This window comes from Collinsella aerofaciens (genome assembly GCF_028209885.1).
GTDB lineage: Bacteria > Actinomycetota > Coriobacteriia > Coriobacteriales > Coriobacteriaceae > Collinsella > Collinsella aerofaciens_BA.
The window spans coordinates 1-26,515 of record NZ_JAQLEM010000025.1; the positions used below are offsets into that span (position 1 = coordinate 1).

At 58.8% G+C, this 26,515-nt stretch carries 20 protein-coding genes; 11 read left to right on the forward strand and 9 right to left on the reverse strand.

The features are described 5' to 3' along the window. Positions 1-162: 162 nt before the first annotated feature. On the forward strand, positions 163-543 hold the full coding sequence (locus PMX21_RS07140) for a sugar phosphate isomerase family (protein ID WP_271739747.1): 381 nt from the start codon (positions 163-165) through the stop codon (positions 541-543). Here the strand turns inward: PMX21_RS07140 and PMX21_RS07145 are convergent. From PMX21_RS07145 to PMX21_RS07155, 3 genes are all read right to left on the reverse strand, one after another. Continuing rightward, the gene (locus PMX21_RS07145) at positions 540-1,772 is read right to left on the reverse strand and encodes a Fic family protein (protein ID WP_006234817.1); all 1,233 of its coding nucleotides are present in this window, start codon (positions 1,770-1,772) and stop codon (positions 540-542) included. The genes PMX21_RS07140 and PMX21_RS07145 overlap by 4 nt on opposite strands. Before the next feature lie 367 nt (positions 1,773-2,139). After that, positions 2,140-3,561 (reverse strand): 6-phospho-beta-galactosidase, encoded by a 1,422-nt coding sequence (gene lacG, locus PMX21_RS07150; RefSeq protein ID WP_271758888.1) that lies wholly within the window; start codon positions 3,559-3,561, stop codon positions 2,140-2,142. 75 nt (positions 3,562-3,636) lie between these two features. Beyond that, positions 3,637-5,412 carry a PTS lactose transporter subunit IIBC gene (locus tag PMX21_RS07155; protein ID WP_271758890.1) on the reverse strand — a complete coding sequence of 592 codons (1,776 nt, stop codon included), beginning with the start codon at positions 5,410-5,412 and terminating at the stop codon, positions 3,637-3,639. A gap of 284 nt (positions 5,413-5,696) precedes the next feature. On the opposite strand from PMX21_RS07155, the gene PMX21_RS07160 reads away from it, so the two are divergent. Continuing rightward, a complete protein-coding gene (locus PMX21_RS07160) occupies positions 5,697-6,698 on the forward strand; it encodes a LacI family DNA-binding transcriptional regulator (RefSeq protein WP_271758892.1) in 1,002 nt (333 codons plus the stop codon). A gap of 413 nt (positions 6,699-7,111) precedes the next feature. Here the strand turns inward: PMX21_RS07160 and PMX21_RS07165 are convergent, their stop codons facing one another. Together PMX21_RS07165 and lacG (PMX21_RS07170) are read right to left on the reverse strand one after the other, a co-directional pair. After that, positions 7,112-8,872 (reverse strand): PTS lactose transporter subunit IIBC, encoded by a 1,761-nt coding sequence (locus tag PMX21_RS07165; protein WP_022094682.1) that lies wholly within the window; start codon positions 8,870-8,872, stop codon positions 7,112-7,114. 176 nt (positions 8,873-9,048) lie between these two features. Continuing rightward, positions 9,049-10,491: a 6-phospho-beta-galactosidase gene (gene lacG, locus PMX21_RS07170; protein ID WP_334204079.1), complete on the reverse strand. Its 1,443-nt coding sequence runs from the start codon at positions 10,489-10,491 to the stop codon at positions 9,049-9,051. Between the two features lie 350 nt (positions 10,492-10,841). On the opposite strand from lacG (PMX21_RS07170), the gene PMX21_RS07175 reads away from it, so the two are divergent. Next, positions 10,842-11,870 (forward strand): LacI family DNA-binding transcriptional regulator, encoded by a 1,029-nt coding sequence (locus PMX21_RS07175; RefSeq protein ID WP_040358938.1) that lies wholly within the window; start codon positions 10,842-10,844, stop codon positions 11,868-11,870. A 267-nt stretch (positions 11,871-12,137) separates the two neighbouring features. Here PMX21_RS07175 and lacG (PMX21_RS07180) read toward each other — a convergent pair whose 3' ends face one another. Then, on the reverse strand, positions 12,138-13,577 hold the full coding sequence (gene lacG, locus PMX21_RS07180) for a 6-phospho-beta-galactosidase (protein ID WP_271758896.1): 1,440 nt from the start codon (positions 13,575-13,577) through the stop codon (positions 12,138-12,140). A 66-nt stretch (positions 13,578-13,643) separates the two neighbouring features. Further along, complete coding sequence (locus tag PMX21_RS07185; protein WP_271758898.1) at positions 13,644-15,410, reverse strand: lactose/cellobiose PTS transporter subunit IIB; 1,767 nt, start codon at positions 15,408-15,410, stop codon at positions 13,644-13,646. A 357-nt stretch (positions 15,411-15,767) separates the two neighbouring features. Between PMX21_RS07185 and PMX21_RS07190 the strand changes: the two genes are divergently transcribed. The 7 genes from PMX21_RS07190 to PMX21_RS07220 all read left to right on the forward strand — a co-directional run bounded on the left by PMX21_RS07190 (position 15,768) and on the right by PMX21_RS07220 (position 22,169). Further along, on the forward strand, positions 15,768-16,772 hold the full coding sequence (locus PMX21_RS07190) for a LacI family DNA-binding transcriptional regulator (RefSeq protein WP_271758901.1): 1,005 nt from the start codon (positions 15,768-15,770) through the stop codon (positions 16,770-16,772). A gap of 213 nt (positions 16,773-16,985) precedes the next feature. After that, positions 16,986-17,324 carry a PTS lactose/cellobiose transporter subunit IIA gene (locus PMX21_RS07195; protein ID WP_006234827.1) on the forward strand — a complete coding sequence of 113 codons (339 nt, stop codon included), beginning with the start codon at positions 16,986-16,988 and terminating at the stop codon, positions 17,322-17,324. 300 nt (positions 17,325-17,624) lie between these two features. Next, positions 17,625-18,596 carry a hypothetical protein gene (locus PMX21_RS07200; protein ID WP_271758902.1) on the forward strand — a complete coding sequence of 324 codons (972 nt, stop codon included), beginning with the start codon at positions 17,625-17,627 and terminating at the stop codon, positions 18,594-18,596. 308 nt (positions 18,597-18,904) lie between these two features. After that, a complete protein-coding gene (lacA, locus tag PMX21_RS07205; RefSeq protein WP_006234830.1) occupies positions 18,905-19,333 on the forward strand; it encodes a galactose-6-phosphate isomerase subunit LacA in 429 nt (142 codons plus the stop codon). 63 nt (positions 19,334-19,396) lie between these two features. After that, positions 19,397-19,921 (forward strand): galactose-6-phosphate isomerase subunit LacB, encoded by a 525-nt coding sequence (gene lacB, locus PMX21_RS07210; RefSeq protein ID WP_006234831.1) that lies wholly within the window; start codon positions 19,397-19,399, stop codon positions 19,919-19,921. A gap of 374 nt (positions 19,922-20,295) precedes the next feature. Then, complete coding sequence (locus tag PMX21_RS07215; protein WP_271758904.1) at positions 20,296-21,177, forward strand: aldose 1-epimerase family protein; 882 nt, start codon at positions 20,296-20,298, stop codon at positions 21,175-21,177. A gap of 56 nt (positions 21,178-21,233) precedes the next feature. Beyond that, positions 21,234-22,169 (forward strand): hexose kinase, encoded by a 936-nt coding sequence (locus PMX21_RS07220; RefSeq protein WP_271758906.1) that lies wholly within the window; start codon positions 21,234-21,236, stop codon positions 22,167-22,169. Between the two features lie 107 nt (positions 22,170-22,276). On the opposite strand, the gene PMX21_RS07225 is transcribed toward PMX21_RS07220, so the two are convergent. Together PMX21_RS07225 and PMX21_RS07230 are read right to left on the reverse strand one after the other, a co-directional pair. Beyond that, positions 22,277-23,905, reverse strand: a complete 1,629-nt coding sequence (locus PMX21_RS07225) for a UDP-glucose--hexose-1-phosphate uridylyltransferase (RefSeq protein ID WP_271758908.1) — start codon at positions 23,903-23,905, stop codon at positions 22,277-22,279. Continuing rightward, positions 23,896-25,101 carry a galactokinase gene (locus tag PMX21_RS07230; protein WP_271758909.1) on the reverse strand — a complete coding sequence of 402 codons (1,206 nt, stop codon included), beginning with the start codon at positions 25,099-25,101 and terminating at the stop codon, positions 23,896-23,898. Before PMX21_RS07230 ends, PMX21_RS07225 begins: the two co-directional genes overlap by 10 nt. A gap of 383 nt (positions 25,102-25,484) precedes the next feature. On the opposite strand from PMX21_RS07230, the gene PMX21_RS07235 reads away from it, so the two are divergent. Continuing rightward, entirely contained in the window at positions 25,485-26,471 is a 987-nt protein-coding gene (locus tag PMX21_RS07235) for a LacI family DNA-binding transcriptional regulator (RefSeq protein WP_271758916.1), read from the forward strand. The last annotated feature ends 44 nt before the right edge of the window (positions 26,472-26,515 follow it).

Below are 26,515 nucleotides of genomic sequence, written 5' to 3' on the forward strand. Positions count from 1 at the left end.
GCGCCTTTAGACGCGAGCCCGGGGCCCGTGGGTTATACCCTAAGAGCAAACCACCCTTTTTAAGGGTGGTTCTGATTGAGTATCTAATTGAGACAATGAGCGCAACCGTCGTGAGATCGCATTGGCGTTCTCCGAGTCACCGACAAACTGTCTTCCATCTATGTGACCAATTCGCTTTCGGCCTTTAGCCTGCTCGAGGCGCGCGAGGATTGCGAGCTGTGCCTGGTGGGCGGCATGTACCGCCGCCGCACCGCCGCCTTTGTGGGGCCCACGGCCGAGGATACCCTGCGCGCGCTGGGCATCGATGCGGCGTTTATCGGCGCCAACGGTATTCTGGACGGCGACGTGTCCACGTCCAACATGGACGAGGGCCGCATCCAGCAGCTCGCCTTTAGCAAGGTCGATACGCGCTATCTGATTGCCGACTCCAGCAGGATCGGCAGGCGATACATCTGCCCCCCTGCCGGCGCGGGGGTACCGCTTTACAATGACGCGCAAATAACTTTGAGCAACAAGGATGAGGCTATTCTGAGATATGACTAGACTCCGTATTTCGTCTTTATGTCCCTTGAGAATGAATCATAGTCTTCATAGAGCCCCTCTTTGCTTTCATCCTCGGCGTGGTTTATACGTTCAAGGAGCTTATCCTTTGGAGCCTCTTTTGTTATTGCGGCCTCGCTATCGGGTATTGTGGATTGCAAGAATAGTTCTAGAGCATGGACGTCTTTGAGTATGTAGCCTGTCGAACGACCCGCTCCTGTTTTTTCGATTGCGCTGCAACTAACAAGCTGACCGAGGGTTCGTTTAACGGTGACCTCGCTGATATCGGGGCAGTTGGATCGGATGTCGGATTTCTTAATGACGCCGGGTCTCTGTTGAAATAGAACGGCGATGCGCGCTTGCTTCGACATGGGACGAGTGCTTGATTCAATTAAGGTACGCTGCTCGAGCTGTCGGTAGGCGGCCAGGGTTGTTCCGAGCATGAAACGGATAAAGGGTACTTCGGTGTTTTGATTTTCATTCCATCCAGTGGAGCTTGCAGCGAGAGCGTTGTAGTAAAGCGCTTTGTTGTCTTCAATAAGTCGTTCGATGCTGATGTAACGCGCAACGTCGTATCCAGTCTTTTCGAGCAGCAGCGTTGTAAGGAGCCGGCTCATCCTGCCATTGCCATCGTTGAAGGGATGAATGCTAACAAAATCGAAGATAAAGCGGAGCGATATAAGGAGGGGATCGCAAACTTGGCGAGATAAAGCATCGTTGAGGGACTGGCAGGCTTCTTTAATAAGTCCCGGGGTTGCTAGGGCCGAAGGGGGCCTAAAGCGCACAAATCGATTTCCTTGATCGTCAATGGAGACGATTTCGTTATCGCTATCTTTCCAATGGCCTCCATACGAGATTGCCGTGTGCGCCATGAGGTCACGATGCAACTGCAGAATGACCGATGGCGTTACGGGAATGGAATCGTGTTGCTCGTGAATAAGCGACAGCACATCTCGGTATCCAGCAATTTCTTCCTCTGCGCGGGAGCTTGGCTTGGCGGAATACGCCATGATCGCTTTGAGTCTTTTTTGGGTGGTAACAATTCCTTCAAGTCCGTTGGAGGACCGGGTGCTTTGGATCTTAGCCTCCTCCATTAGGGACGATAGAAGCTCGGGTTTGACTTGACTCAGAGCAAGCTGACGGCCTTTATGCTCGCGTATCGAGAGGAGGAGGTTGGTGATTGGAGTTGCTTCGAGTTCCGCTGGGACTGTGGTGTAATCGAACTGGCGCATGCGGCTCCTTTCGGTATCACGAACATACTTTCGATATCATAATATCATTAAATGATACCGAAAGTATGTTCGTGATACCGAAAACTAGAAACCATGCTTTATAACTGCTTGGAAAGTTCGGATTTGACTATCTTATTGTCTCGATCTGTAACAGTTAGACGGTTAAAAGCGGGCTACGTGTTACAGATTGAGATCATTCAGCCCTGGTCGCCCGTTCGTCTAAATCTATAACAGTTAGGATTGAAAATCCCTGCTAGATGTTACAGATCGAGATAAACGGCCTGCTCGGGCCCACCAAAAACAAAAAGGCCGCATACGAACCCGTGGAGGGATTCGCATGCGGCCGACAGGGGGTATACGGCGGAAACTAGGCCATGAGCAGGCCGGTCTCCGAGACGTTCTTGTACCAGTACGCGCTCGCCTTGGGGTAGCGCTTCTGGGTCTCAAAGTCGATGTAGAACAGGCCATAGCGCTTGTTATAGCCGTTGGTCCAGGAGAACTGGTCCTGTAGCGACCACACAAAGTAACCGTCGACGTTTACGCCGCCGTCGATTGCCTTGAGGATCCATGCGAGATGCTGACGCATGTAGTCGATGCGAGGGGCGTCGTCGATAAAGCCGTCCTCGAAGTCGTCCTTATAGCCCATGCCGTTCTCGGTGATGTAGATCTTCTTGTAGTTGGGGTAATCGTTCTTAATGCGCAGCAGCAGGTCGTAGAGGCCCTCGGGATAGATGATCCAGTCCCAATCGGTGGTGGGTACGCCTTCGCGCACGCATGACTCGCCCACGCCCTTGAGGAACCAGCGCGAGGAGCCCTTGTCGCCGGTGCCATTGTGGTTGATGTCGTTTTCGCCCTCGGCGGCACGCAGGAACTGGCACTTGTAGGTGTTGACGCCCAGGCAATCGTTGTAAGGGAGCGCGGCGGTCAGCGCGGCGATGTCCTCGTCGCGGACGTCGAGCTCGCCGCCGGCGATATGGGCCAGCTTGGTCGCAGCCTCCAAGGTATCAGCTGCATAGTGGCCGCGGAAGGTGGCGTCGAGTACCCAGCGGTTGTTGATGACATCGGCCATGCGAGCTGCCTCGCAGTCGGCAGCGCTGTTGGGATCGAGGGGATACTTGGGCTCCAGGTTCTGGACAATGCCGATCTCGCCCTCAAAGCCGCCCTCATGGAAGGCGACGACGGCCTTGGCGTGGGCCACCATCATGTTGTGCATGAGCTGGAAAGCCTTGTCCAGGCGATACTTCTCGCCGTGCGGCCAGTTGCCGACGATAAAGCTGCCCTCGGCGGTCGCGGGAATCTCGTTAAAGGTAAACCAGTGCTTGACCTCGGTGAACTCGGCAAAGCAGAACTTGGCATACTCGACAAAGGCGTCGATCGTCGTGCGCGTTAGGAAACCCTCGCCGCCGTTCTGGTAGAAGACCTCGGGCGTATCGAAGTGATCGAGCGTGACATAGGGGATAACGCCAGCTTTGTTGCAGGTGGCGAAAAGCTCGTGATAGAAAGCGACGCCCTCGGGGTTAATCTCGCCGGTGCCATTGGGGAAGATGCGGCTCCAAGCGATGGAGACACGGATACCGTTGATGCCGAAGCGCTGGCACAGGTCGATATCGACCGGGTACTTGTTGTAGAAATCGCTTGCGGGGTCGGGGGAGAAGCGACCCTGAGCAGCCAGGAAATCGTCCCAGGGCACTTTGCCCTTGCCGTGCGTACGGGTCTCGCCCTCAACCTGGTAAGCAGCGGTGGCGCCGCCAAACACAAAGCCGTCGGGGAACTGCATGGGGTTGGTCATGAGTCATCCTTTCTGTGGGATACGAATAGGGAGAGGCGCCCGAACTGGGGATCCGGGCACCAACAGAGGGAGGAACTAGTCGAGGTTCTCGCGGAGCCACTTGATGGCGCCAGCGGGGTCGCGGGTAAGGTCGATATATTCCTTACCGCGGGGAGCGAGCAGCTTAATGCCCAGACGATCGGTGTCGGCCTTCATGTCGTTGTAGTAGCTACGAACCTGCGGGGCGAGCACGATGACGTCGTACTGATCCATGATGGCAGTGTGCTGGCCATAGGCGCCTGCGGAGGAAGCGATGTTCTCTCCGGTCTGCGCAGCACCTTCCTTGATGGCGTTGGCAAGCATGGCAGAGGTGCCGGCGCCGGCGCACAGGACGAGGACCTTCAGACCGTCGACATCCTTCTTAGCGGATGCGTTGGCTGCGGGCTCGGGCTGATCGGCGACAGGCTTGCTGTCGGCGGCAGGCTCGCTGTCGGCGGCAGCGGCGGTCGGCTCGATGACGGGCGCAGAGGTGCTGGCGGCGATGGTGGCAGCACCATCGGACTCGAGACCCAGCTCGGCGGCGCGCTCGGCCTCCTGGTCACAGAGCAACTTATCGTATGCCTTTAAGAACGGCAGGTAGATGATGGCGACCAGCAAGATGATGATTGCGACAAACACCAGGGCGATAAGCTGGAAGTTTGTGGTGATGAAGATGCCGATGGGGGCAGGAGTAGCCCAAGGCACCACGAAGGAGAAGCCGTTCATGCCCACGTTATCGATAAAGAACTTGGCAACACTCACATTGACGCAGCCGGCGGCAACAAAAGGGATGAGCATGTAGGGGTTAAGGATCATCGGCGCGCCAAAGAGCAGCGGTTCGTTGACGGCGAAGGCAACAGGAACAATCGAGGCCTTACCGACGGCTTTGAGCTGCTTGGACTTCATAAAGAGAATCAGCAGAAGCGGCACGATGAACGTGGCGCCGGTGCCGCCGAACTCACCCACGAGCGACATGTTAAAGGTGAGGGAATGGGCGGGGTGACCACCGGCCAGCAGAACCTGCAGGTTCTCGGCCTGGTTGGCAAGACGGATGGGGTCGATGCCCGGCTGGACGATCGAAGGACCGTGGACGCCGATGAACCAGAAGAACGCGGTGGCTGCCTGGATAAGGATAAGGCCAGGATAGGTTTCTGCAGCGGTAAAGAGCGGGGAGAGCAGCTTGATGAGCAGCTCGGAGAACGGAACGCCCATGAGGTTGCGCACGACGACATCGATGATGCCGCAGATGATGACGGCGCCGCCAAAGGGGATGATGTCACGGAAGTTCTGAGCGATGGCGCCCGGGACCTCCTTGGGCAGCTTAATGGTCAGATCGCGCGAGACGCAGAACTTATAGACCCAAACGGTAATGAACGCGGCGATATAGGCCGAGAACAGACCACGCGTACCCATGCTGGTGCAATCGAAGACCGAAAGCTCGGAGCCGTTGAACTTGGTGGTGAACTGCGTGACTGCGAGCAGCAGCATGCTGCACTGGGCGGCCACCATGGTGGAACCGTCGTTGAGCACCTTGCCGGCGGGCATGCGACGGTTCATGGAAGCCGTAAAGTTCTTGGCAGTGGTGCCGGCGACCATGATGCCCATGACGCCCATGGTGAAGTTGTACAGCTTGTTGCACCAGTCGATGAGCGGCTGGGGCAGCGTGATGCCAACTACGCCAGGAAGGGTGGCAATGAGCAGAAAGATCGAAGAGGTGAGGACGATGGGCATGCACCCAAGGAATCCGTCCTTAATAGCCTGGAGGTAGATGTTCCTCGAGATCTTCTCAAAGAACGGCTGATGCTTTTCGAGCATCTTTACGATGGCGTCCATAGAGCTCCTTTGCTACTTGATGCGCGATGCATGTGGATGGAACTGGTCGTCGATGGATGGTCAGGACTGCCCGGAAACCTTCCTGCTTAAGGAAGGCATTGCGAAATGACAACGTTGTCATTTCGTTAATGACAACGTAAGACATTTTTGGAAGAGCAACAAGGATTCACGGGTGAGCGGTCGATATTGTCCGGTAAACGGTTGATTTATCAGTCAGGCAGGTAGTGTATGCTAGAACGCAAAAAACAAGCGATAGAGAACCGAGTGGAGAAGCAGTGGCAACGATGGACAAGAAAAATGTCTCAATGAATGATGTGGCAGTTGCCGCGGGCGTTTCTCTCAAGACGGTTTCGCGTGTGATCAACGAGCCCAATAGCGTGCGAGAGTCGACACGCGATAAGGTCCATTCGGCTATGGAGGCGCTCGGGTTTCGAACCAACTTTGCCGCGCGTTCGCTCAAGTTGGGCCGTTACGGGTGCATCGGCGTGGTGATGTTCCACTTGTCGGGCGGCGCCGTGGACATGATTGACGGTATCGCCGATGCCGCCGAAGAACGCGGCTTTGCGCTCACGATGATTAAGAAGCGGGCGGGGGAGAAGATGACCCTTGCCGAAGCGGCGCGTAGGATGTCGCAGCTGCCTGTTGATGGCATGATCTTCAACCTGCGTCAGATGGTCGATGACTTTGATACCTTTGAGGCACCGAAGGACCTCAAGACGGTGATTATCACACCGATGGAACATCCTACCTGCTCCACCGTCAGTGACGACCAAGAGGGCGGCGCGCGCATGGCGTGCGAGTACTTCTTGAACCACGGGCATAAAAACGTGTACTTCGTCTCTGGTAAGAAAGAGTCGTTGTCGAGCCAGTGCCGTATGAAAGGTTGGCGTGCGGCACTCGAGGCGCGTGGCATTGAGCCGCCCGAGCCTCTGCAAGGCGATTGGAATGCGGATAGTGGCTATGCCGCGGGCCTTGTGCTTGCCGATAAGCCCGATTGCACGGCGGTCCTCGCTGCTAACGACTGCATGGCAAACGGCGTGATGATGGCTCTACGTGACAAAGGGCTCAGTGTGCCCAATGATGTGTCCGTGATCGGCTTCGACGATGAGCTCTATAAGACGATTCCCAACTCGATTCTGACGTCGGTGAAGTTTCGCCACCGCGAGCTGGGCGTCCGTGCGCTCAACGAGGTCGTCGCGGGTCTGGAAGCTCCGAGCTCCAGAAGCCGTACGCTCGTCTCGGGCGTGTTGGTCGAGCGTTCCAGCGTGAAAGACCTGCGGGCGTAGACGTGCTCGGCTCGTTCATCTCAATCTGTAACAGGTAGAGCCGAAAATCTCAGCTAGTTGTTACAGATTTAGACAATTCGGCCCGGCTTATTCCGTTTGTCTCGATCTGTAACAGTTAGGAGTGAAATGACCAGCCAGGTGTTACAGATCTAGATTGATTGGATTGACCCATCTGTTTGTCTCGATCTGTAACATCTAAGCGGTCAAAAGCGGTCTACATGTTACAGATTGAGATTTTTGGCTTGGCCTGTGCGTTCACCTCGATCTGTAACAGCTGGGACCCAAAAACTCGGCTAGATGTTACAGATTAAGATGAACAGGAGGACGGGTGCGGTCTAAACAAAATGGCCCGCGCATCACGCATCGATGCACGGGCCATTTTTTTTCTGCGAGCGGCAGGTGGCGTCAGCGTCTTATGCCTCGAGGTTTTCCTCGATCCAGGCGACGGCACCCTTGGGATCCTTAGTGAGGTCGATGTACTGTTTGCCCTTGGGCGACAGCAGCGTGATGCCCAGGCGGTCGGTGTCGGCCTTCATCTCGTTGTAATAGGTGCGAACCTGCGGAGCCAGGACGATGACGTTGTACTGGTCCATGATGGCGTAGTGGCTGCCGTAGGCACCGGCGTTGGCGGTAATGTCGATGCCCAGCTCGTCAGCGCCTTCCTTAAGCGCGTTGGCGAGCAGTGCAGAGGTGCCGGCGCCAGCGCACAGAACCAGAACCCTCAGATCCTTGCCCTTAAGGGCGGACGGAGCTGCGGAGGCCTCGGTGGCAGAAGCGGTCTCGACAACAGGAGCCTCAACGGCGGGGGCGGCAGCGGTCTTGACGGCCTTGGTCTCCTCGGCCTCTTCTTCGGCCAGGGTCTCGGCCTCCTGCTTGCACAGGACGTTGTCGTAGGCCTTGCAGAACGGGTAGTAGATCAAGAAGTCAACGACCAGCAGGACGACAACCAGGACCAGAGAGATCGGCTGGAAGTTGGTGTCGATGAAGGTGCCGATCGGTCCGGGGAGTGCCCACGGCATGGCATAGATAAAGCCGTTCATGCCCAAAAAGTCGATGAAGAACTTACCAATGAGGACGTTGGCCACGGGGGCAAACAGGAACGGGATCAGGAAGTACGGGTTGAGGATGATGGGCGCGGCGAACAGCAGCGGCTCGTTGACGGCGAACATCACGGGCACGACAGAGGCTTTGCCGACGGCCTTGAGCTGCTTGGAGCGCATAAAGAGCAGGAAGATGATCGGGACAATGAACGTGGCGCCGGTGCCGCCGAGTTCGCCGATGTAGTTACCGAAGTTTTCGGTCAGGGCGAGGGCGGGGTGACCGCCGGCCTGCAGCGTGGCGAGGTTGGTGGTGATGTTGCCAAACAGCGCGGCGTTGAGGGCAGGCTTAACGACCGAGGGGCCGTGGATGCCCATGAACCAGAACAGCGGGATCATGAACCAGATGAGGGCGAGGCCGGCGTAGGAATCGGCAGCGGCGAACAGCGGGCTCACCAGCGTGGAGATGACGTTGGCAAACGGGACGGCCAAGCAGGTGCGGCAGATAACGTCGATGACGGCGACAAACAGGATGGAGAAGCTGAAGGCGAAGATGTCGCGGAAGTTCTGGGCGATGGCGCCGGGGACTTCTTTGGGCAGCTTGATGGTGATGTCTCGCTTAATGCAGAAGGCATAGATGTTGACCGTGGCAAATGCGGCGACAAAGGAGCTCAGCAGGCCCTTGGTGCCCATGTTGTCGGTAAAGAACACCGAGACATCGGCGCCGTCGATCTTGGCACTCGTCTGGGTAACGGCCAAGATGAGCATAGCGCACATGGCGGCGACCATGGTGCTCGTGGCGTTGATGGCCTTGCCGGCAGGCATGCGGCGGTTCTTGGAGCCGGTCAGCGCGCTTGCGGTGGTGCCGGCGACCATGATGCCCACGACGCCCATCGTGAAGTTGTAAACCTTGTTGCAGAAGTTCACGACGTCGACGTTCCACCAGTCGGGCAGCGTAAAGCCGCCGACCGTGGCGACAACGCCCGGCAGGGTCGAAATAAGCAGGAAGACAGAAGAAGACAGGATGATGGGCATTGCTGCCAAAAAGCCGTCTTTAATGGCCTGAAGGTAGATGTTCTTAGAGACCTTGTCGAAGTACGGCTGACCTTTCTCCAAGAACTTAACGATCGATTCCATAGTTCACGCTCCTCTTTGCATGAAATCTTAATGGCATGGACGTTGAAAACCTATATGGTCTCCCGCTTGCTAAAAGCCCGGGTGCAGGCGGGGTCGGTCCCAGGGGGAGAGAGGGGAGCGGCTGGGTTTGTATCGCATAGGGCCGCTCCCTTCTCGGGGGAAAGCGAGGCGATGCGCTACTGCGCGTCCGCCATAGTGTCGGCGAGCTCCTTGTACCAGAGTGCCGACTGCTTGATGTAGCGTTTTTGCGTGTCGAAGTCGATGTAGAACAGGCCGTAGCGCTTGTTATAGCCATTGGCCCACGAGAACTGGTCCTGCAGGCTCCAGATAAAGTAGCCCTGGACGTCGACGCCCTCGGCGCGCGCCTGGAGCACCTTCTCCATGTGCTGGTCGACAAAGTCGATGCGCTCGGGATCGGCGACGATGCCGTTTGCGTCGGGCTCGGGGTCCTTGTGGCCCAGGCCGTTTTCGGTGATATAGATGACGGGGAGGTTGGGATAGGTGGCGCTGATGTGCTTGAGCGTGTCGTAGAGGCCTTGCGGGTAGATGAGCCAATCCCAGTCGGTGGTGGGGATACCCGGCATATCGACCTGCTGCCCGACGCCCTTAAACTTAAAGCACGAGGTGCCCTTGTCTCCGGTGCCGTTAAAGCTGTTGGTGGACTCGCCATCGTAGGCGGCGATAAACGCCGACTGATAGTAGTTGAGGCCGAACATATCGTTGCGGGGCGCCGCCTTGGCGAGCTCCTCCATGTCGCTGTCCTCAACCGTAAGTGTGGCGTTGTTGGAACGCAGAATCTCGTTGATGAGTGAGAGGGTGCGCGCGGAGTAGTGACCCAGGAAGGCGCCGTCCATGATGAAGTCGGTGTAGAAGGCGTTGTACAGGTCGGCGGCGTGCTGGTCGGCGGGCGAGTCGGTGGCAGGATATGCCGGCGTCAGGACGTTGACCATGCCAATGCGTCCGCCCAGGTGCTCGGTCTCGTCAAGATCCTTATACAGGTTGACGGCGCGGGCGTGGGCAACGAGCTCGTTGTGCTGGCTCTGGATGCCGCTCGTCACATCAAAGTGATGGTTGGGCGGGAAGTTGCCTTGGATGTATTGGGAGTGCGAGAGGCTGATGAGCTCGTTGATGGTGAACCAATTTTTGACCTCGCGGAACTCGCGGAAGCAGAACTCGGCATAGCGCACATAGGCGTCGACGGTCTTGCGGTTGAGCCAGTCACCCTGGTTGAACAGGGCGGCGGGGGAGTCAAAGTGATGCAGGGACACATAGGGCTCGACGCCATACTTTTTGCAGCAGGCGAACAGCTCGTGGTAGTGCTTAACGCCCTCGGAGAGGGGTTCGGCATCGTCGCCGTTGGGGAAGATGCGGGTCCAGGCGATGGACACACGAATGGCGTTGAGTCCATGCTCGGCAGAAAGGCGGATATCCTCCTCGTAGCGGTTGTAGAAATCACTGGCCGGGTCGGGCAAAAAGCGACCCTGGGCGACAAGGTAATCGTCCCACATGGTCTTACCCTTGCCTGCCACCTTCGTGGAACCTTCCGTTTGGTACGCGGCGGTTGCGGCGCCCCAAACAAAGCCCTTCGGCAGCTGCTGTACGCGGTTTAGCAAAGACATATGCATACACCCTCTCGTCTCGCTGTTCGATATTGTGCGTTTGCGCTCAGGAGGCTCCCTGGTTAGCGTTCAGCGGTGAAAAAGCCCGATAAACACTATCTTAAAATGATTAGAACCAAAATGAGCACGTGAACATTTGACAATGAGCACGTTAACATCCGGCTGGGATGTATAGAAACAAAACAACTTCAAACAGCCGCGAACGGTTGTATTTGTTCGGTAAGCGGTTTTGATTGACAGAAGTTTTCATGTTGTGGTATATGGCTCGGGTATCATGAGCACGTTATCAATGTATGTACGATGCGCCATGGGCGCGGGGAATAGTTGGGAAGCAGGTTAGCGTGGAAGGCATGGATCAGCAGACAAGGAATGGTCGTTCGGCGAGCGCGGCAGAGGTTGCGGCGCTCGCTGGCGTGAGCCGCCAGACTGTGTCTCGCGTGGTCAACGGTATGCCCAACGTGACGGAAAAGACGCGCAAGCGTGTGCTGGCCGCCATGGAAGAGCTGGGCTTTCGTCCCAATTTTGCTGGAGCGGCGTTGCGCGGCGGGTCGTATCGTTCTATTGGCCTGTGCATGTACAACATCACACGTGTCGGTAACCTGGCGACGCTCGAGGGTATCATGCAAGCGGCGCGCGAGCACGATTTTGCCGTCACTATGATCGAGATGGGCGGCGACAAGCCCTATGCACTTGCCGATGCCTCGCGCCGCATGGTCGAGCGACCCGTCGACGGTATGATTCTCAACATGAACCGCATGGCTCCCGATTTTGAGGAGTTTGTTCCCCAGCCGGGAGTGCGAACGGTCATCCTGTCCATGTATGCGCATCCGCGCTGCACGACGATCGACTCCGACCAGTATGGTTCGTGCGAGCTGTTGACCAATTATCTGCTGGAACATGGTCACTCGAATATGCGGTTTGTGGCGGGTCCGGAAAACTCGATTTCCTCACGTTTTCGTGAGGCCGGTTGGCGCGATACGCTGGGTCGTGCTCATGTCGATGCCGCTCCGATGCTGCGTGGCGATTGGAGTGCGGACAGTGGGTACGCCATGGGCGAGCGGATTGCGGCCGAGGTGCTTGCCGGCGGGTCGCAGGCGCCGACTGCCGTGCTTGCGGCAAATGACCAGATGGCGCTGGGCGTTATCGCCGCGCTCGAGAACGCGGGCCTGTCCGTGCCCGACGACGTGAGCGTGGTTGGTATCGACGACGCACTCGAGGGACTTGTTCCTCACAATCGGCTGACGACGCTGCGATTTGATTTGCGCGGTGTCGGTAAGCTTGCGTTTGAGGCGGCGATTGGAGAGAGCTCGTCTATCGAGGCGATTCATGTGCCGAGCACGCTGGTCGAACGCTCGACTGTTAGGGACATACGGGGTTAGGTCCTACTCCGTTTGTCTCGATTTGTAACAGGTAGACGGTCAAAAGCGGGCTACGTGTTACAGATTTAGATTCTTCGGAAAGAGCAATCCTGTTCGTCTCAATCTGTAACAGCTAGGACCAAAAAACTCGGCTAGATGTTACAGATCGAGACAAACGGCTCCCGACCAGCCCAAAAACAAAAAGACCGGGGGCGGCGCGCCGTGTGACGTGCCGCCCCCGGCTGAGAAATGGGGACAGGTTGTGTGAGCGGGCAACCCCGCCAGCCACTAGTCCAGACGACGGGTCTGCGCCACGTGCTTGTACCAGTAGGCGCTTGCCTTGGGCGTGCGCTTCTGGGTTTCAAAGTCAACGTAAAAGAAGCCGTAACGCTTGTTGTAGCCATTGGTCCAGGAGAACTGATCCTGCAGGCTCCACAGGAAGTAGCCGCCCACGTTGACGCCCACCTCCATGGCCTTGAGCAGCCAACGCAGGTGCTGCTCGATGTAGTCGATGCGCGGCTGGTCGTCCACAAAACCGTCCTTGTAGGGGTCCTTGTAGCCCATGCCGTTCTCGGTGATGAAAATCTGCTTGTAGTTGGGGTAGCGCTGCTTAATGTAGACGAGCAGATCGAACAGGCCCTCGGGATAGATGATCCAGTCCCAGTCGGTGGTGGGGATGCCAGGCTTGTTCACATGCTCGCCAATACCCTTAACGCGCCAGCGGCCAGTGCCCTTCTCGCCCGTACCGTTGTGGTGCAGGTCGTTCTCGCCGTCGTAAGCCTTCAAGAAGCGGCACTGGTAGTTGTTAACGCCCAGGTAGTCGTTGTAGAGCGCGGCCTCGCGCATGATTTCCAGATCCTCGTCTAGGATCTCGATGGTGCCGCCCGAGACGGCAGCCAGGCGGTTGGCGCACTCGAGGGTGTCGGGCGCATAGTCGCCGCGGAAGGTGGCGTCGAGCAAGAGCTGGTTTTGCAGCACGTGCTCGTTGTTGGCGGCTTTGATGTCGGCGGGGTCGTTCTCGTTGAGCGGGTACTTAAACTCCAGCGACTGGATGACGCCGATTTTGCCCTTAAAGCCGCCGTTGTGGAAGGCCAGCACGGCCTTGGCGTGGGCGAGCATCATGTTGTGCTCGCACTGGAAGGCCTCGGCCAGATGCGCCTTGACGCCACCGGGGAAGGTGCCCTCGATGTAGGTGTTGGAGGCGTCGGCCCAGATCTCGTTAAAGGTGAACCAGTAGGTCACCTGGTCGGCGTACTCCTTAAAGCAGAAGGTGGCAAAGTCCACAAAGGCGTCGATGGTCTCGCGGTTGAGGAAGTCGCCCTTCTCAAAGAGGGGAAGCGGCGTGTCAAAGTGATGCAGCGTGACGAACGGCTCAACGTGGTGCTTGTGGCACTCGGCGAAGAGATCGTGGTAGAACTGGACGCCCTCGGGGTTGATTTCGCCGGTGCCGTTGGGGAAGATGCGGCTCCAGGCGATGGAGAGGCGAATGCCGTTGATGCCGAACTCCTCGCACAGCTCCAGGTCGACGGGGTACTGGTTGTAGAAGTCCGAAGCGGGATCGGGGGAGAAGCGCCCCTGGGCCTCCAGAAAGTCGTCCCAGGCAACCTTGCCCTTACCGTGAGTGCGGGTCTCGCCCTCTACCTGGTAGGCAGCGGTGGCGCCGCCAAAGACAAAGTCCTCGGGAAACTGCGCGGGCGGGTTGGTGACGCTAGCAGGATTAACGGACATGATGATCCAATCGTCTAAATCGAAGGGCCAGCCGGTCTTGGATGGTCGGCTGGCCCTGGGCGTTACTTACTTCGAAAGTTGCTCACTCACGAAGGCGAGAGACTTATCGCCGTTCTGGGAGAGCTCGATGTACTGCTTGCCACGGCAGGCGACGCACTTGTTGCCCACGCGCTCGCAGTCCTTTTGCAGGTCGGCCAGGTAGCTGGCGGCCTGCGGGGCCAGGACGACCAGGTCAAAGTCGGGGAGCATGTCGACATGGTTGCCATAGGCCTCGGCAGCGGTTTCAAGATCGATGCCGCGCTCCTTGGCAGCCTTGGCCAGTGCGTTGGCGAGCAGGCCCGAGGTTCCGCCGCCCTGGCAGAGCACGAGCACGCGCTTGCCGTTGAGGTCGCTGGCGGCTGTAGCTTCTGTGGTGGCAGCGGCGGGGGCGTCGGACTTCACGGCCTCGGCAGCAGCGCCGGCGGCAACGCTCTTGGCGTCAGCCTTGCCCTGGAAGGCATCGTTGAGCTTGGCGGCCTTCTCGGCGTTCTTGGCGTCGAGCTCCTCCTGGGAGATCTCGGCCTCCTCGGCGCACTTCTGGGCGTCATAGGCACGGAAGAACGGATAGTACAGGGCAAAGTCGACGACCAGGATGATGGCGAGCATCACAAAGGCGAGCGGCTGGAAGCCCAGGCCCATGATGGTGCCGATGGGGCCGGGGACGGTCCAAGGCAGGGTGTACATAAAGCCGTTCATGCCCAAGAAGTCGATAAAGATCTTGAGGATCCAGATGTTGGCGATCGGGGCAAAGACAAACGGGACAAAGAAGACGGGGTTGAGCACGATGGGCGCGGCGAACAGCAGCGGCTCGTTGACGGCAAAGCAGACGGGGACGATGGCGGCCTTACCGACGGCGCGCATCTCCTGAGACTTGGCCAGGAAGCAGAACATAAAGACCAGGACGAGCGTGGCGCCGGTGCCGCCCATGCAGACGACGAAGTACTGGGCACCCTGGGTCAGGACAGCAGAAGCGTGCTGACCAGCCTGGAACGCAGCCAGGTTGTCGGTCATGTTGGCAACGAGGGCGGCGGCGATGGCGGGCTCGACGATTGAGGGGCCGTGGACGCCCACGAACCAGAACAGGCTCATGGCGCCGTAGATCACAGCGAGGCCGATGTAGCCATCGGCAGCGGTGAACAGGGGCTGGAACACCTGGATGACGCCTTGGGCAAAGCAGAAGCCAAAAGCAGCGCGGAAGACGATGTCAAAGACCCAAAAGACGGTGATGCAGACGGAGAAGGGGATGATGTCCTTGAAGGTCTGCGAGATGTTGGGCGGAACCTGCTCGGGCATCTTGACGGTGATGTTGCGCTTAATGAAGAACTTGTAGATGATGCCGGTCACAAACGCAGCGATGAAGGCGGTCAGCAGGCCCTTGGAACCAAGGTAGGTGGTGTTGAAGCCGCTGGCGGCGTCCGTGGCGATGGTGTCGCTCGAAAGGAGCAAGAAGCCGATGATGGCCGCGCACATGCATGAGATGAAGTTGATCTGGTTGTTCTTGGGCAGATCGCGGTTCTGAGCGTCGGCGAAGTGCTTGGCCGTGGTGGCGGCGCAGGCGATGGCCAGGATGCCCATGGAGTAGTTGTAGCACTTCCACAGGGCGTTGTTGATGTCATCGGGCCAGTAGAAACCCCAGATGTTGGGAACCGAGGCTACCAGGCAGAAGATGGACGAGAAGATGATGATGGGGATGACGGAGAAAAAGCCGTCGCGGATCGCCTTGAGGTACTTGTTGCGGGCGATCGCGTTGAAAAAGGGCTGGCCCTTTTCGATGATGGCGATGAGTTGCTCCATGCAATGCTCCTAAGAGTCGGTGGGTTAGCAACGATGGTAGCTTTTGGCGTTCGGTTGCCAAAATGTTGACGTTGCCATTTTGCGACACAAAAAAAGACGCGAACCGGTGGTTCCTGTGCCTGCGAACCGTCGATTCCTTATACGTAAACGTTTGAGCCGCCCGGTGGCTCTGTGTTTGCGCAATGGCAACGTTAACATTTGGGTGCCAAAAGCCGTTTGGGGAAGCAAAAATGTCGGTGAACGGTAGGTTTTGGGTGGTGAGCGTATGGTGGGGGAGGCGTTGGATATACTTGAAGGCGTTAAAAATGACTGCGTAGGGTGCCACCAATGGCATCGTCGACATAGAAAGATCGACCTATGGCCGCTGTTAAAAAATCGGTTTCCGTTAAGGATGTGGCGCGTCTCGCGGGCGTCTCGGAGCAGACAGTCTCGCGCACGGTGCACGATTCGCCCAGCGTGCGCCCCGAGACCAAGGAGCGCGTGCGTGCCGCCATGCGCGAGCTGGGGTATCGCCCCAATTTTGCCGGTCGATCGCTGCGCCGCGGTAAGTTTAAGACCGTCGGCGTCGCTATGTTCAACATTACCGGCACCGGCAACCTCGACCGTATGGAGGGCTTTGCCGCCGCCGCCGACAAACACGGCTACGCCATCACCCTCACTAAAGTAGATGGGCATCCGTATACCCTCGAGAGCACATCGTCGCGTATGAGTGCACTGCCGGTGGACGGTATGGTTGTGATCATGAACCGCATGCCGGCGGACTTTGGAACCTTTGAACCGCTGCCCGGCATGCAGACGGTGCTCGTTACGATGTTGGAGCACCCGCTGTGCTCGACGGTCGATAACGACCAGTTCGATTGCTCGCGCCAGGTGGTCGAGTACTTGCTGGAGCAGGGGCACAAGACCGTGCACTTTATCTCGTGCCCCGAGCGCTCGCTTTCGGGCATGCGGCGCGAGGAAGGCTGGCGCGAGACATTGCGTGCGCATGGCATTGAGCCACCGCAGCTCGTGCGCGGCGACTGGACGGCGCAGAGCGGATATGCTGCCGGCCAGGTGCTTGCGGATGATCCGACCTGTACGGCCATTTATGCCTCCAACGATGCCATGGCCTACGGCTGCATTCGCGGGCTCGAGTCGCGCGGAAAGCGCGTGCCCCAGGACGTGAGCGTGGTGGGTGTTGACGATAGTCTGGGCGATATCGTGCCCGATTGTCGCCTGACCACGGTGCGCTTTGACAACAAGCGCGTCGGCATGTGGGCGGTCGACAAGATTGCCGGCGCTGATGGGGGTGCGTCTGGCGTGGAGCACATGCTGATCCCCGGTGTGCTCGTAGAGGGCGATACGGTGCGCGATTTGCGTTAGGTGCGGCCCTGTTTGGGTTGCCGCTAATTGTGTTCGATATTGTTCAGATTGGTTTAAAAACCGTTCACGGGCGAAAAGTGACCGTTCATAGTTTGAAATTACGTTTTGAGCTGTTCTTTTTTGTTTGAATGTTATTGTTTCTGTCATACACAACGCAGCGCGTATGCCCGGACGCGATGCTCTCCATTGGTTCATATGTGAAAGGAACGCAATATGGCAACCAAAGAAGAAATCTCGATGGTTGGATTCGAGATCGTCGCATACGCAGGTGACGCCCAGACCGATCTGCTTGCAGCGCTCGATGCTGCTCGCGAGGGTGACTTTGAGAAGGCCGAACAGCTGCACAAGGATGCCAGCGATGCGCTCATCGGTGCCCACGACACGCAGACCAAACTGCTTTCGCAGGAGGCCGGCGGCGGCGAGATGGAGATGACCTTCATCATGGCTCACGCTCAGGACACTCTCATGACCACTATGATTCTGGAGAAGCAGACCCGCTTTACCATCGATGCCTACAAGCGCATCGCCGAGCTCGAGGCCAAGCTCGCCTAACGAGCCCTCACAACCAAGTCCCCTTCCAAAAGCTCTGCCGCTACCCGCGGCAGGGCTTTTTCTGTCCTCCTCCAAGTTGCGGTGAAATGGGGACTGAATAGGGGCCGGCGGGCGCAAAACAATCCCTATTCCACCGCAACTCATCCGGAGATAGTCATTGGGGACAGTCTTGGTGCGCTTCGTTCGTCCTCCCGTTCGATTTTTGCTCGGTGGGTATACTTCCTTTCGCATTAAGCCCCGGACTGAGGAGGTATCCAAATGCCGGATAACGGGTCAATACAAAAAAGAGACGCGCACGAGATGGCTCATGGGCGTCCTGTCCAGATAACCGAGCACACGACGGTAACCGAGCTGCAGCCCAGCCTGTCCGATGTCGTGTGCGCAAACAAAAAGCTTCAGATTGGCTTTATCGTTGCGCTCGTGGTACTGGCGCTGCTGTCGGGCTTTGTGGCTCGTCCGCATTTTGCCGATACCAAAACATGGGACTCCACCATCGAGGTCATCGATCAAAAGAAAGGTAACGTACTGGCGCTCACGACCTCGTGCGTGGCGCTGTCTGCGGGCATTACCGCGCTGCCGGGTGATACGGGAACACCGGTTGCCGAGCAGCTCGCGCAGCTTTCGGGAAACTTGGGCATCGTACTTGCTGTGCTCTACCTCGAGAAATACCTGCTAACCATTTTGTGGTCGGTTGGTCTGGGTATCCTGATTCCGTTTGCGCTGGTGCTCTTTGCAGCGTCGCTTGGTATTCACGGACGCTGGAGCACGAGCGCCGTCCTGCGCCGCGTGGCGACTCGCGTGCTGGTGGTCGCCATGATCGGCATGGCGTTGGTGCCTGCAAGCGTATGGGTGTCGCAAAAGGTCGACGAAACGTATCGGGTGAGCATCGAAGCGGCGGAGCAAAAGGCGGCCGACGCTGCGGGTACGGCAAATAGCGATAGCTCCAAAGCAAGCAAGAAAAAGACCGAGTCCACAGAGTCCAAGAACGTGCTTGAGCAGCTTGCCGACGGTGCCTCGAGCCTGGTCACGTCGGTAACCAGTGGTGCCAAGCAGATGACCGACGAGATCGTGCAGCAGGTGACCGATTTGATTGAAGGCGTCATCGTGATGATCGTGACCTCGTGCGTTATCCCGCTGCTGGTGCTCGTTGCGTTTCTGTGGCTGGGTCACGTGCTGCTGGGGATTGATATTTCCGGCCCGGCGAACTATTTGACGGGCCGCTTTCTGAGTGCTCCGTCCAAGCATGCCAAAAAGGGCGGGCAGTCCGAGTAGCTAAAACAGCTGTATATACCGGGGAATACCGCCGAAGGGCGGCCGAGACACGTTCTCGGTCGCCCTTTTTGTTTGTTGAATGCGTGGCAAGTCGAGCTTTCCTGAGTCCAAACGGTCAACAATCATCTGTGAACGGTATTTGTTCAAAAAAGAACAAAGATAAACAAATAATTCTTGCAGTTGATGTTCGAATGTGTTCAAATAAACACGAACAGTGAAGAACCGCACATTCAGATGCCCGGACCTGAACGCGATTCAACACTTCCAAACAGAAACTACGCACCTGCGTATCTCTCAAGGAGGATGTCATGAGGGTTGTAATCGCTTCCGATGCCGACGGTATGTCGATGAAGGAGTCCATCAAGGAGATGCTCATCGCCGACGGTCACGAGGTCGTCGACTATTCCGAGACCCCTGCCGCGGACTTTGTCGATTCCGCGACCGCCGTTGCCAAGGACCTGCTGGAGCACAAGGATTCCCAGGGCTTCGCATTCGATAAGTACGGCGTCGGCTCCTATATGGCCGCCGTCAAGATCAAGGGCATGGTCGTCGCCAACATTTCCGACGAGCGTTCCGCCTACATGACCCGCGAGCACAACGGCTCGCGCATGGTCACCATGGGCCCGGGCGTTGTGGGCACCGAGGTCGCCAAGAAGATCGCCCGCGAGTTCCTGCGCGCCCAGTACGCCGGCGGCCGTCACCAGATCCGTGTCGACATGCTCAACAAGATGGCCTAACGAGAGCCACCGAGAACTCGAACTTCTACCTCAACTTGTGAATTCAGACGAAAGGACGTTCTGATGAAGAAGACCATCGCAATCGGTTGCGACCATATCGTTACGGACGAGAAGATCTATCTGGCCGACCGCCTGGAGCAGGCTGGCTACAAGGTGCTCGACTGCGGCACCTACAGCCACACCCGTACGCACTATCCCATCTACGGTAAGGCCGTGGGCGAGGCTGTTGCCAGCGGCAAGGCCGACTTTGGCGTGGCCCTGTGCGGCACCGGCATCGGCATCACCAACGCCGTCAACAAGGTTCCCGGCGCCCGCTGCGCCCTGGTTCGCGACATGACCTCTGCCCTGTATGCCCGTCGCGAGCTCAACGCCAACATCGTGGGCTTTGGCGGCAAGATCACCGGCGAGTTCCTGATGGCCGATATCATGCTTGCCTTCCTGGAGGAGCCCTACGAGAAGACTCCCGAGCACGATGCCCTGATCGCCAAGATCGATGCCTGCAACAAGGCCGACGCCGAGGCTCAGGCCGACCCGCACTTCTTTGACGAGTTCCTCGAGAAGTGGGACCGCGGCGAGTACCACGACTAAGGGGTTCCGGCGTTCTACCGAACGCCGGACCGGCCGACGCTGCGAAGCCATCTGGCGGGCAATCTGCCGTTCAGCTTCGGCGGCATGACCAGAAGGTCAATGCCGCCTCGCTTCACGGCACCTTGCCTCGCCAGCTGACTTCTCGCTGACGTTGGGGGAACCTGTGGGGTTACCGCTGTTGTTGCGAAGCTTTCTGGTTCGGTAAGCTGCTCCGATAACACGTTTGCTTGCTTGGCTTGAGTGCTTCGCTCTTGGCTGTACTTGGCGATTTGCAGCTTTTCAATTGACGGCTCGCGTTTCTGTGAGGGGGCGCGGGCCGGTTTTCTATCAGCCCTATTGACTTGGCGGGCTGTCGTAAGAAAGGGAAGGCTCCTATGGAGTTTGTTCTTGATAACGGTTCTATCCGCGTAGCACTGAGCACGGCGGGCGGGTCGTTCACTTCTATTGCGGCCAACGGCCGTGAGTACCTGTGGCAGGGTGACCCGGCGGTCTGGTCGGGCCAGGCACCCATTTGTTTCCCGATCTGCGGCGGCCTTCGTGACGGTCGCGCAATGACCATGGGCGGCCGCGAGGTCAAGCTTGCCCGTCACGGCTTTGCTCGCAAACAGGACTGGAAGCTCGAGGAGCAGGGCGACAACATGGTCGCGCTGAGCCTAAGCTCCGCCGACCATGCCGAGTTGCTCGAGCAGTACCCGTATCCGTTTAAGATCGTTGCTCGTTACACGATCGATGCGGAGAAGGTGGCCGTGTCGTACGAGGTGACCAATGAGGGCACCGAGGACATGCCGTTTTTTGTGGGCGGCCACCCCGGCTTTAAGTGCCCGCTCGACGAGGGCGAGTCCTATGACGACTACGAGCTTCGTTTTGAGCAGCGTGAGGCCACCGAGCTCTGTACTGCCGTTCCCTCGACGGGCCTGATTGATGTTGAGCATCGCAGCAAGAACCCGATGGTTGGCCATGACCTGCCGCTGACCCACGAACTCTTCGACTTCGCGGAGACCATCTTTGACGTGCTCGAGAGCCGCGTGGTTACGTTGACCAAGAAAACCGAGGACAAGGGCGTGCGCCTGACGTTTCCCGATATGCCGTACCTGATTGTGTGGAGCAAGCCCGAGGGTGACTTTGTGGCCGTGGAACCGTGGGGCGGCCTGTCCACCTGCTCCGACGAGGACGATATTCTGGAGCACAAGCGCGGCTGCCTGGTGGCCAAGCCGGGGGAGACCGTTACCCGCGGCTTTGAGATCGAGATCCTTTAACGAGCTATCGTATGTTTGGGGCCGCGCGTGCCGTGCCCCGGAAACAGGAGTTCAATATGATTCTGACCGTTACCATGAACCCGTCGATTGATACGCGCTATCAGCTCGACAAGTTGATCATCGACGACGTGAACCGCGTGACGCCCGAAAAGACTGCTGGCGGTAAGGGCCTCAACGTGAGCCGTGTACTGCTGCAGTTGGGCGACGATGTGCTCGCGACCGGTCTGCTCGGCGGCCACATGGGTGCCTATATGGCCGAGCTTATGGATGCCGACGGCGTCAGGAACGACTTTGTGCCCATCGCCGGTGAGACGCGCATTTGCCTGAATATTCTGCACGAGGGTAATCAGACCGAGCTTTTGGAGAGCGGCCCGCAGATCGCCCCGGCCGAGCTCGAGGCCTTTACGGCCAAGTTTGCCGAGCTTGCAGCGAAGGCGGACGTTGTGACGCTTTCGGGCTCGCTGCCGCGCGGGGTCGATGCCGGCTACTATGCCGAGCTCGTCAAGATCGCCGAGGAGGCGGGCGCCAAGGTGCTGCTCGACACCTCGGGTGCATCGCTGGAGGCCGCGCTGGAGTCCGATGCCAAGCCTGAGCTCGTAAAGCCCAACCTGACCGAGATTAACGGCCTGCTGGGTACGTCCTTTACGACCGATGATGTCGATGCCCTGCGCGAGGCGCTTGCCGCCGATGACCGTTTTGCCGGTATTCCCTGGGTTGTCGTTTCGATGGGCGCTGCCGGTTCGGTGGGCTTCCATGAGGGCCGCGCGTTCCGCGCCAAGACGCCTGCGATTGCGGCTGTGAACGCGACGGGTTCCGGTGACTCGACCATCGCCGGCTTTGCACATGCCATTGCTGCTGGCGCCGACGACGTCACGGTGCTCAAGACCGCCAATACCTGCGGCAAACTCAACGCCATGGATCCCAAGACCGGCCACCTGGTCATGGACCGCTGGGACGAGATCTACAACAACGTTGTCGTGACTGAACTCTAGGAGTCGCGACACCGAACACTTAAAAACGGCGCCCGTCGGCGATGTTGCCGGCGGGCGCCGTTGTCTTGAAGACGAAATGATCCGTTTCCTCCGTCCCCAAGGGATCGTTACAGCGAGTTGATAAAGCGCTGCTGGGCGGCACGTCCCGCCTCGTCCCACTTAAAGACGCCGGCGTTGTCGAGCACGTGGCCAAACACCACGCCGACCTCCTCGTGCAGGATGTCGATGGCGTTGTCGGCCGTAAGCTCGTCGGCGCGGCGAGCAAAGACGTCCTCGGCCCATGCGGCGTGGCTGCGGCAAAGGTCGTCGCCCTCGAGAGCGCCGGCAAGGTCGTAGCTGGCATCGGCCTTGGCTGCCAGCAGGTGCTCGCGGACAGCCCCGAGCTCGGGAACCAAGCGCGGCGGCAAAATGGCCAGGCCCATGACCTCGATCAGGCCGATGTTCTCTTTCTTGATGTGGTGGTACTCGGCATGCGGGTGGAATACGCCCAGCGGATGCTCGTCGGTTGTGATATTGCAGCGAAGCGCCAGGTAGGCCTCGTAGATCTCGCCGCCGGCATTGCCGCGGGAGTCGACGCAGCGGATGACGGGCGTCACAGTGTTATGCGCCACGCCGTCGGCTGTGTGCGCGATGACGCCAACTGACTCATCGGTCCACTCGCGCCAGGCGAGGATAACCTTCTCGGCGGCGTCGAGCAACTGGGCGCGGTCGTGCGAGCGCAGTCGCAGCACCGAAAGCGGCCACTGCAACACGGTGCCGCTGACCTGGTCAAAGCCGGGCACACTAAACTGCGAGACCTCGGCGGCATGCATCATGGGGAACTCGTGCGCGCCGCCCTGGAAGTGGTCGTGCGACAGAATCGAGCCGCCCACGATGGGCAGGTCGGCGTTAGAGCCAATAAAGTAGTGCGGGAACAGGTCCACAAAGTCGAGCAGACAGGTCAGGCCCTTGCGGTCGACGTGCATCGGGCGATGCTTGGAGCTCATGGCAATGCAGTGCTCGTTAAAGTACGCGTACGGGCTGTACTGGAAGCCCCAGCGCTCGCCGTCGAGCTCAATGGGGATAACGCGCAGATTCTGGCGGGCGGGGTGAGCGCCGCCGTCGGCTGCAGCGGAGCGTCCGGGATAGCCCTCGTTTTCGATGCACAGCTGACAGGCGGGGTACTTCTCGCCCGTGTTTTTGGCGGCACCGGCCGCGGCAATATCGCGCGGGTCCTTCTCAGGCTTCGACAGGTTGATGGTGATCTCGAGGTCGCCCCAGTTGGTGGGGGTGCTCCATTTGATGTTGCGCGCGATGGCGGCGCGGCGCACGTAGCCGGCGTCGCAGCACAGGCCGTAGAACCAGTCGGTTGCGGCGCGGGGCTCGTTGACGCCCATACGGCCGTTGAACTCCTCGTTTACAACCGAAGGTCTCGGCATGAGCACACCCATAATGCGCATGGCGATGCGGTCGCGGCCCGACGCCGTGTCCTCGGCGGCGCCGTTGGCAACGGCATCCTCGGAAAGCGCGGCAAGCGTGCCCTCCAGGTCAAAGTCGGGCAGGGTATCGGGGTGAACGAGCGAGAGTTTCTCGACCTGGAGTGCCCAGGTCATGTCGAGTGCCGGGCTCGTGGCGCCGATGCACTCCAAAATAGTGTTGTATGCCCAGATGCGGTCGTCCTGTCCGATCATCGATCGGTGGATGGCATATTCGATGAGGCCCTGCGCGGCCTCGCGCACATCAGTCATTACAGCCATGCCGCGTAAGCTCCCTTGTCAGAGATGGCGTAGTGACGGGCAGAGCCCTCGCCCAGCCAGCCGTTCATCTTGGTAATGAAGGTGTCGACCAGGTCGAGCGGCACGAAGGCCTGGATGGTGCCACCAAAGCCGCCACCGTGGATACGGACGGCGCCGCGGCCGTCGAGCACGTGCTCGGCCAGCGCCAGGGCATACATGGAAGGCTGCTCGGAGCCCAGCTTGGCAACGACATTCTGCAGGTACATGGCAGAGCTGGCGCCGGACTCGCGCGTCAGGACCAGGAACTGGTCGATGTCGCCGGCGTTCAGGGCCGCCCAGCGCTTGTCGACCAAGCCGTTCTCGTACCAGTAGTGAACGGCGCGCAGGCAGGCGCGGTCGCCCAGCTTGGCGCGCAGCTCGGGGAGTTTGGCGTCAAAGTCGGCAGCGTCGACCTCGCACAGGCGTGCCTTGCCAAACTCGGCGGCGACGTCCTGCATCTCGCGCGGAACGGCGGCGTAGTCGTCGGTAGCGGCCACGTGATCGGCACCGACCTTAACGAGCACGAGCGCATAGCCGTGATCCTCAAAGTTGAGCTCGAGCTTCTGGGTTTTAGGCTGAGCCTGGTCCTCAAAGTCCATGTAGGCAAGGCCGCCCAGGCACACGGCGGCCTGGTCCATCAGACCGCAGGGCTTGCCGTAATAGTTGTTCTCGGTGCGCTGGCTCATCTGGGCGAGCACGACGGGCTCGATGGCGGGTGCGCCCCAGAGGGTTTCCATGGCACGACCGTACGCGGCCTCGACGGCGGCAGAGCTGGAAAGGCCGCCGCCCGAGGGGACGGAGCAGGTGAAGGCGAAGTCGAAGCCGTGGGGCTCAACGCCCAGAGCAGCGATTTCGTGGGCCATGCCGCGGACGAGACTTGCGGACGTGCCCTTCTCGGACGCTTGAATATCCAGCGTGTCGAGCGTGATCTCAAAGGTGGGGTAGCCCTCATCGGCAACGCGGACCTTGTTGGTGTCGGTCGCCACGGCAATGCCGTCGACGGCGACATCGAGCGAGCCGGCGATAACGTGGCCACCCTCGTGGTCGGTGTGGTTGCCACTGATTTCGGAACGGCCGGGCGCGTGCACGTAGAGCACCTGGCGGTCGCCGATGGGGCCAAACTCCTCCTCAAACAGCTTGGTGAGCGTGGCGAGTGTCTTTTCGTCGGGGGTGGTCATGGGAGTCCTTTCCTTGGCGCGCACGGATGAGTTTTGCGTCGTTATGAGTACGTTAACAACTTGAAGCGGCATGAACCAAGTGTTCTCGACACCGCACGTTACGGGCTATGTTAACGTACTCATAACACATCGCTTGTCACTTTTTGAGAATCTGGTAATCGGTCGATATTCGGCCGTGAACGGTAGTGCCGTATGGACTTATAAAGCAGAAGAGATGCAGATAGAAAAAGTAGAGTACGTTAACATGCGTCCGACGATAGCGGGCCTCGGCGCGGGACGTGTTTCTGCCCGGGCCGACATTCACGCTATTCAGATCTCGCAAGAGCGAAGGTGATTTTGTGGCAAGGCGCCCGTCCAACGATACAGGCACGCGTCCGGTCTCCATGGCCGACGTCGCCCGCGCTGCTGGCGTTTCGCAGCAGACGGTTTCGCGCGTCGCCAACGGCTTGCCCAACGTGAACGAGCAGACGCGCCAGCGCGTGCAGGCCGCCATGCAAGAGCTCGGCTTTCGTCCGAGTTATGCCGGTCGCTCGCTGCGCGACGGCCGTTACCATTCGGTCGGCCTGTGCGTCAACGATGTCACCAAGTTCGGCAACCTCTCAATGATCGACGGCATCGCCAGCGCTGCTCGCGAGCATAATTGCGCCATCACGCTGGTCGAGATGTCCAAGACCGAGGAGTTTTCGCTTGCCGAGGCCACGCGTCGTATGGCCGCATTGCCCGTGGACGGCATCATTATCGGCATGAGTCGCATGGCGCCTGATTTTGAGACGTTTGATCCACTGCCGGGCATTGGTACGGTCATCGTTACCATGTACGCGCATCCGCGGGTGACCACGGTCGATTCCGACCATTACGGCTGCTCGCTATTGCTTATGGATCACCTGTTTGAGCTGGGGCACGAGCAAATTCGCTATATTGGCGGCCCGTCGTTCTCGGTTGACGAACAATTTCGTCGTGCCGGTTGGCAGGATGCACTCGAGCGTAAACACATTGAGCCGGCAGAGCCGCTCGAGGGCGACTGGTCTGCCAACAGCGGTTACGAGGCCGGTAGGTATCTGGCCGAACACGACCGCACCATGACGGCGATTTACGCGGCAAACGATCAGATGGCAAATGGCGCAATTGCAGCGCTGCGCGATAGCGGCTTGCGCGTGCCCGAGGACGTAAGCGTGGTGGGCGTCGATGACTCGCTCGACGACTTTGTCGCGCATAATGAGCTCACGACCGTGCGATTCGATCTACATCAGCGCGGACGCGAGGTATTCGAGCATGCGGTTCCCGAGGCGGGTACGGCGGGCAAAACTGTTGCCATTCGTATTCCCGGCCGGCTCATCATTCGACATAGCACGGCGATACCGCGAGCATAGTTTGTGCAGGTAAACGGCGGTATATTCTGCCTCAAAAACAATCG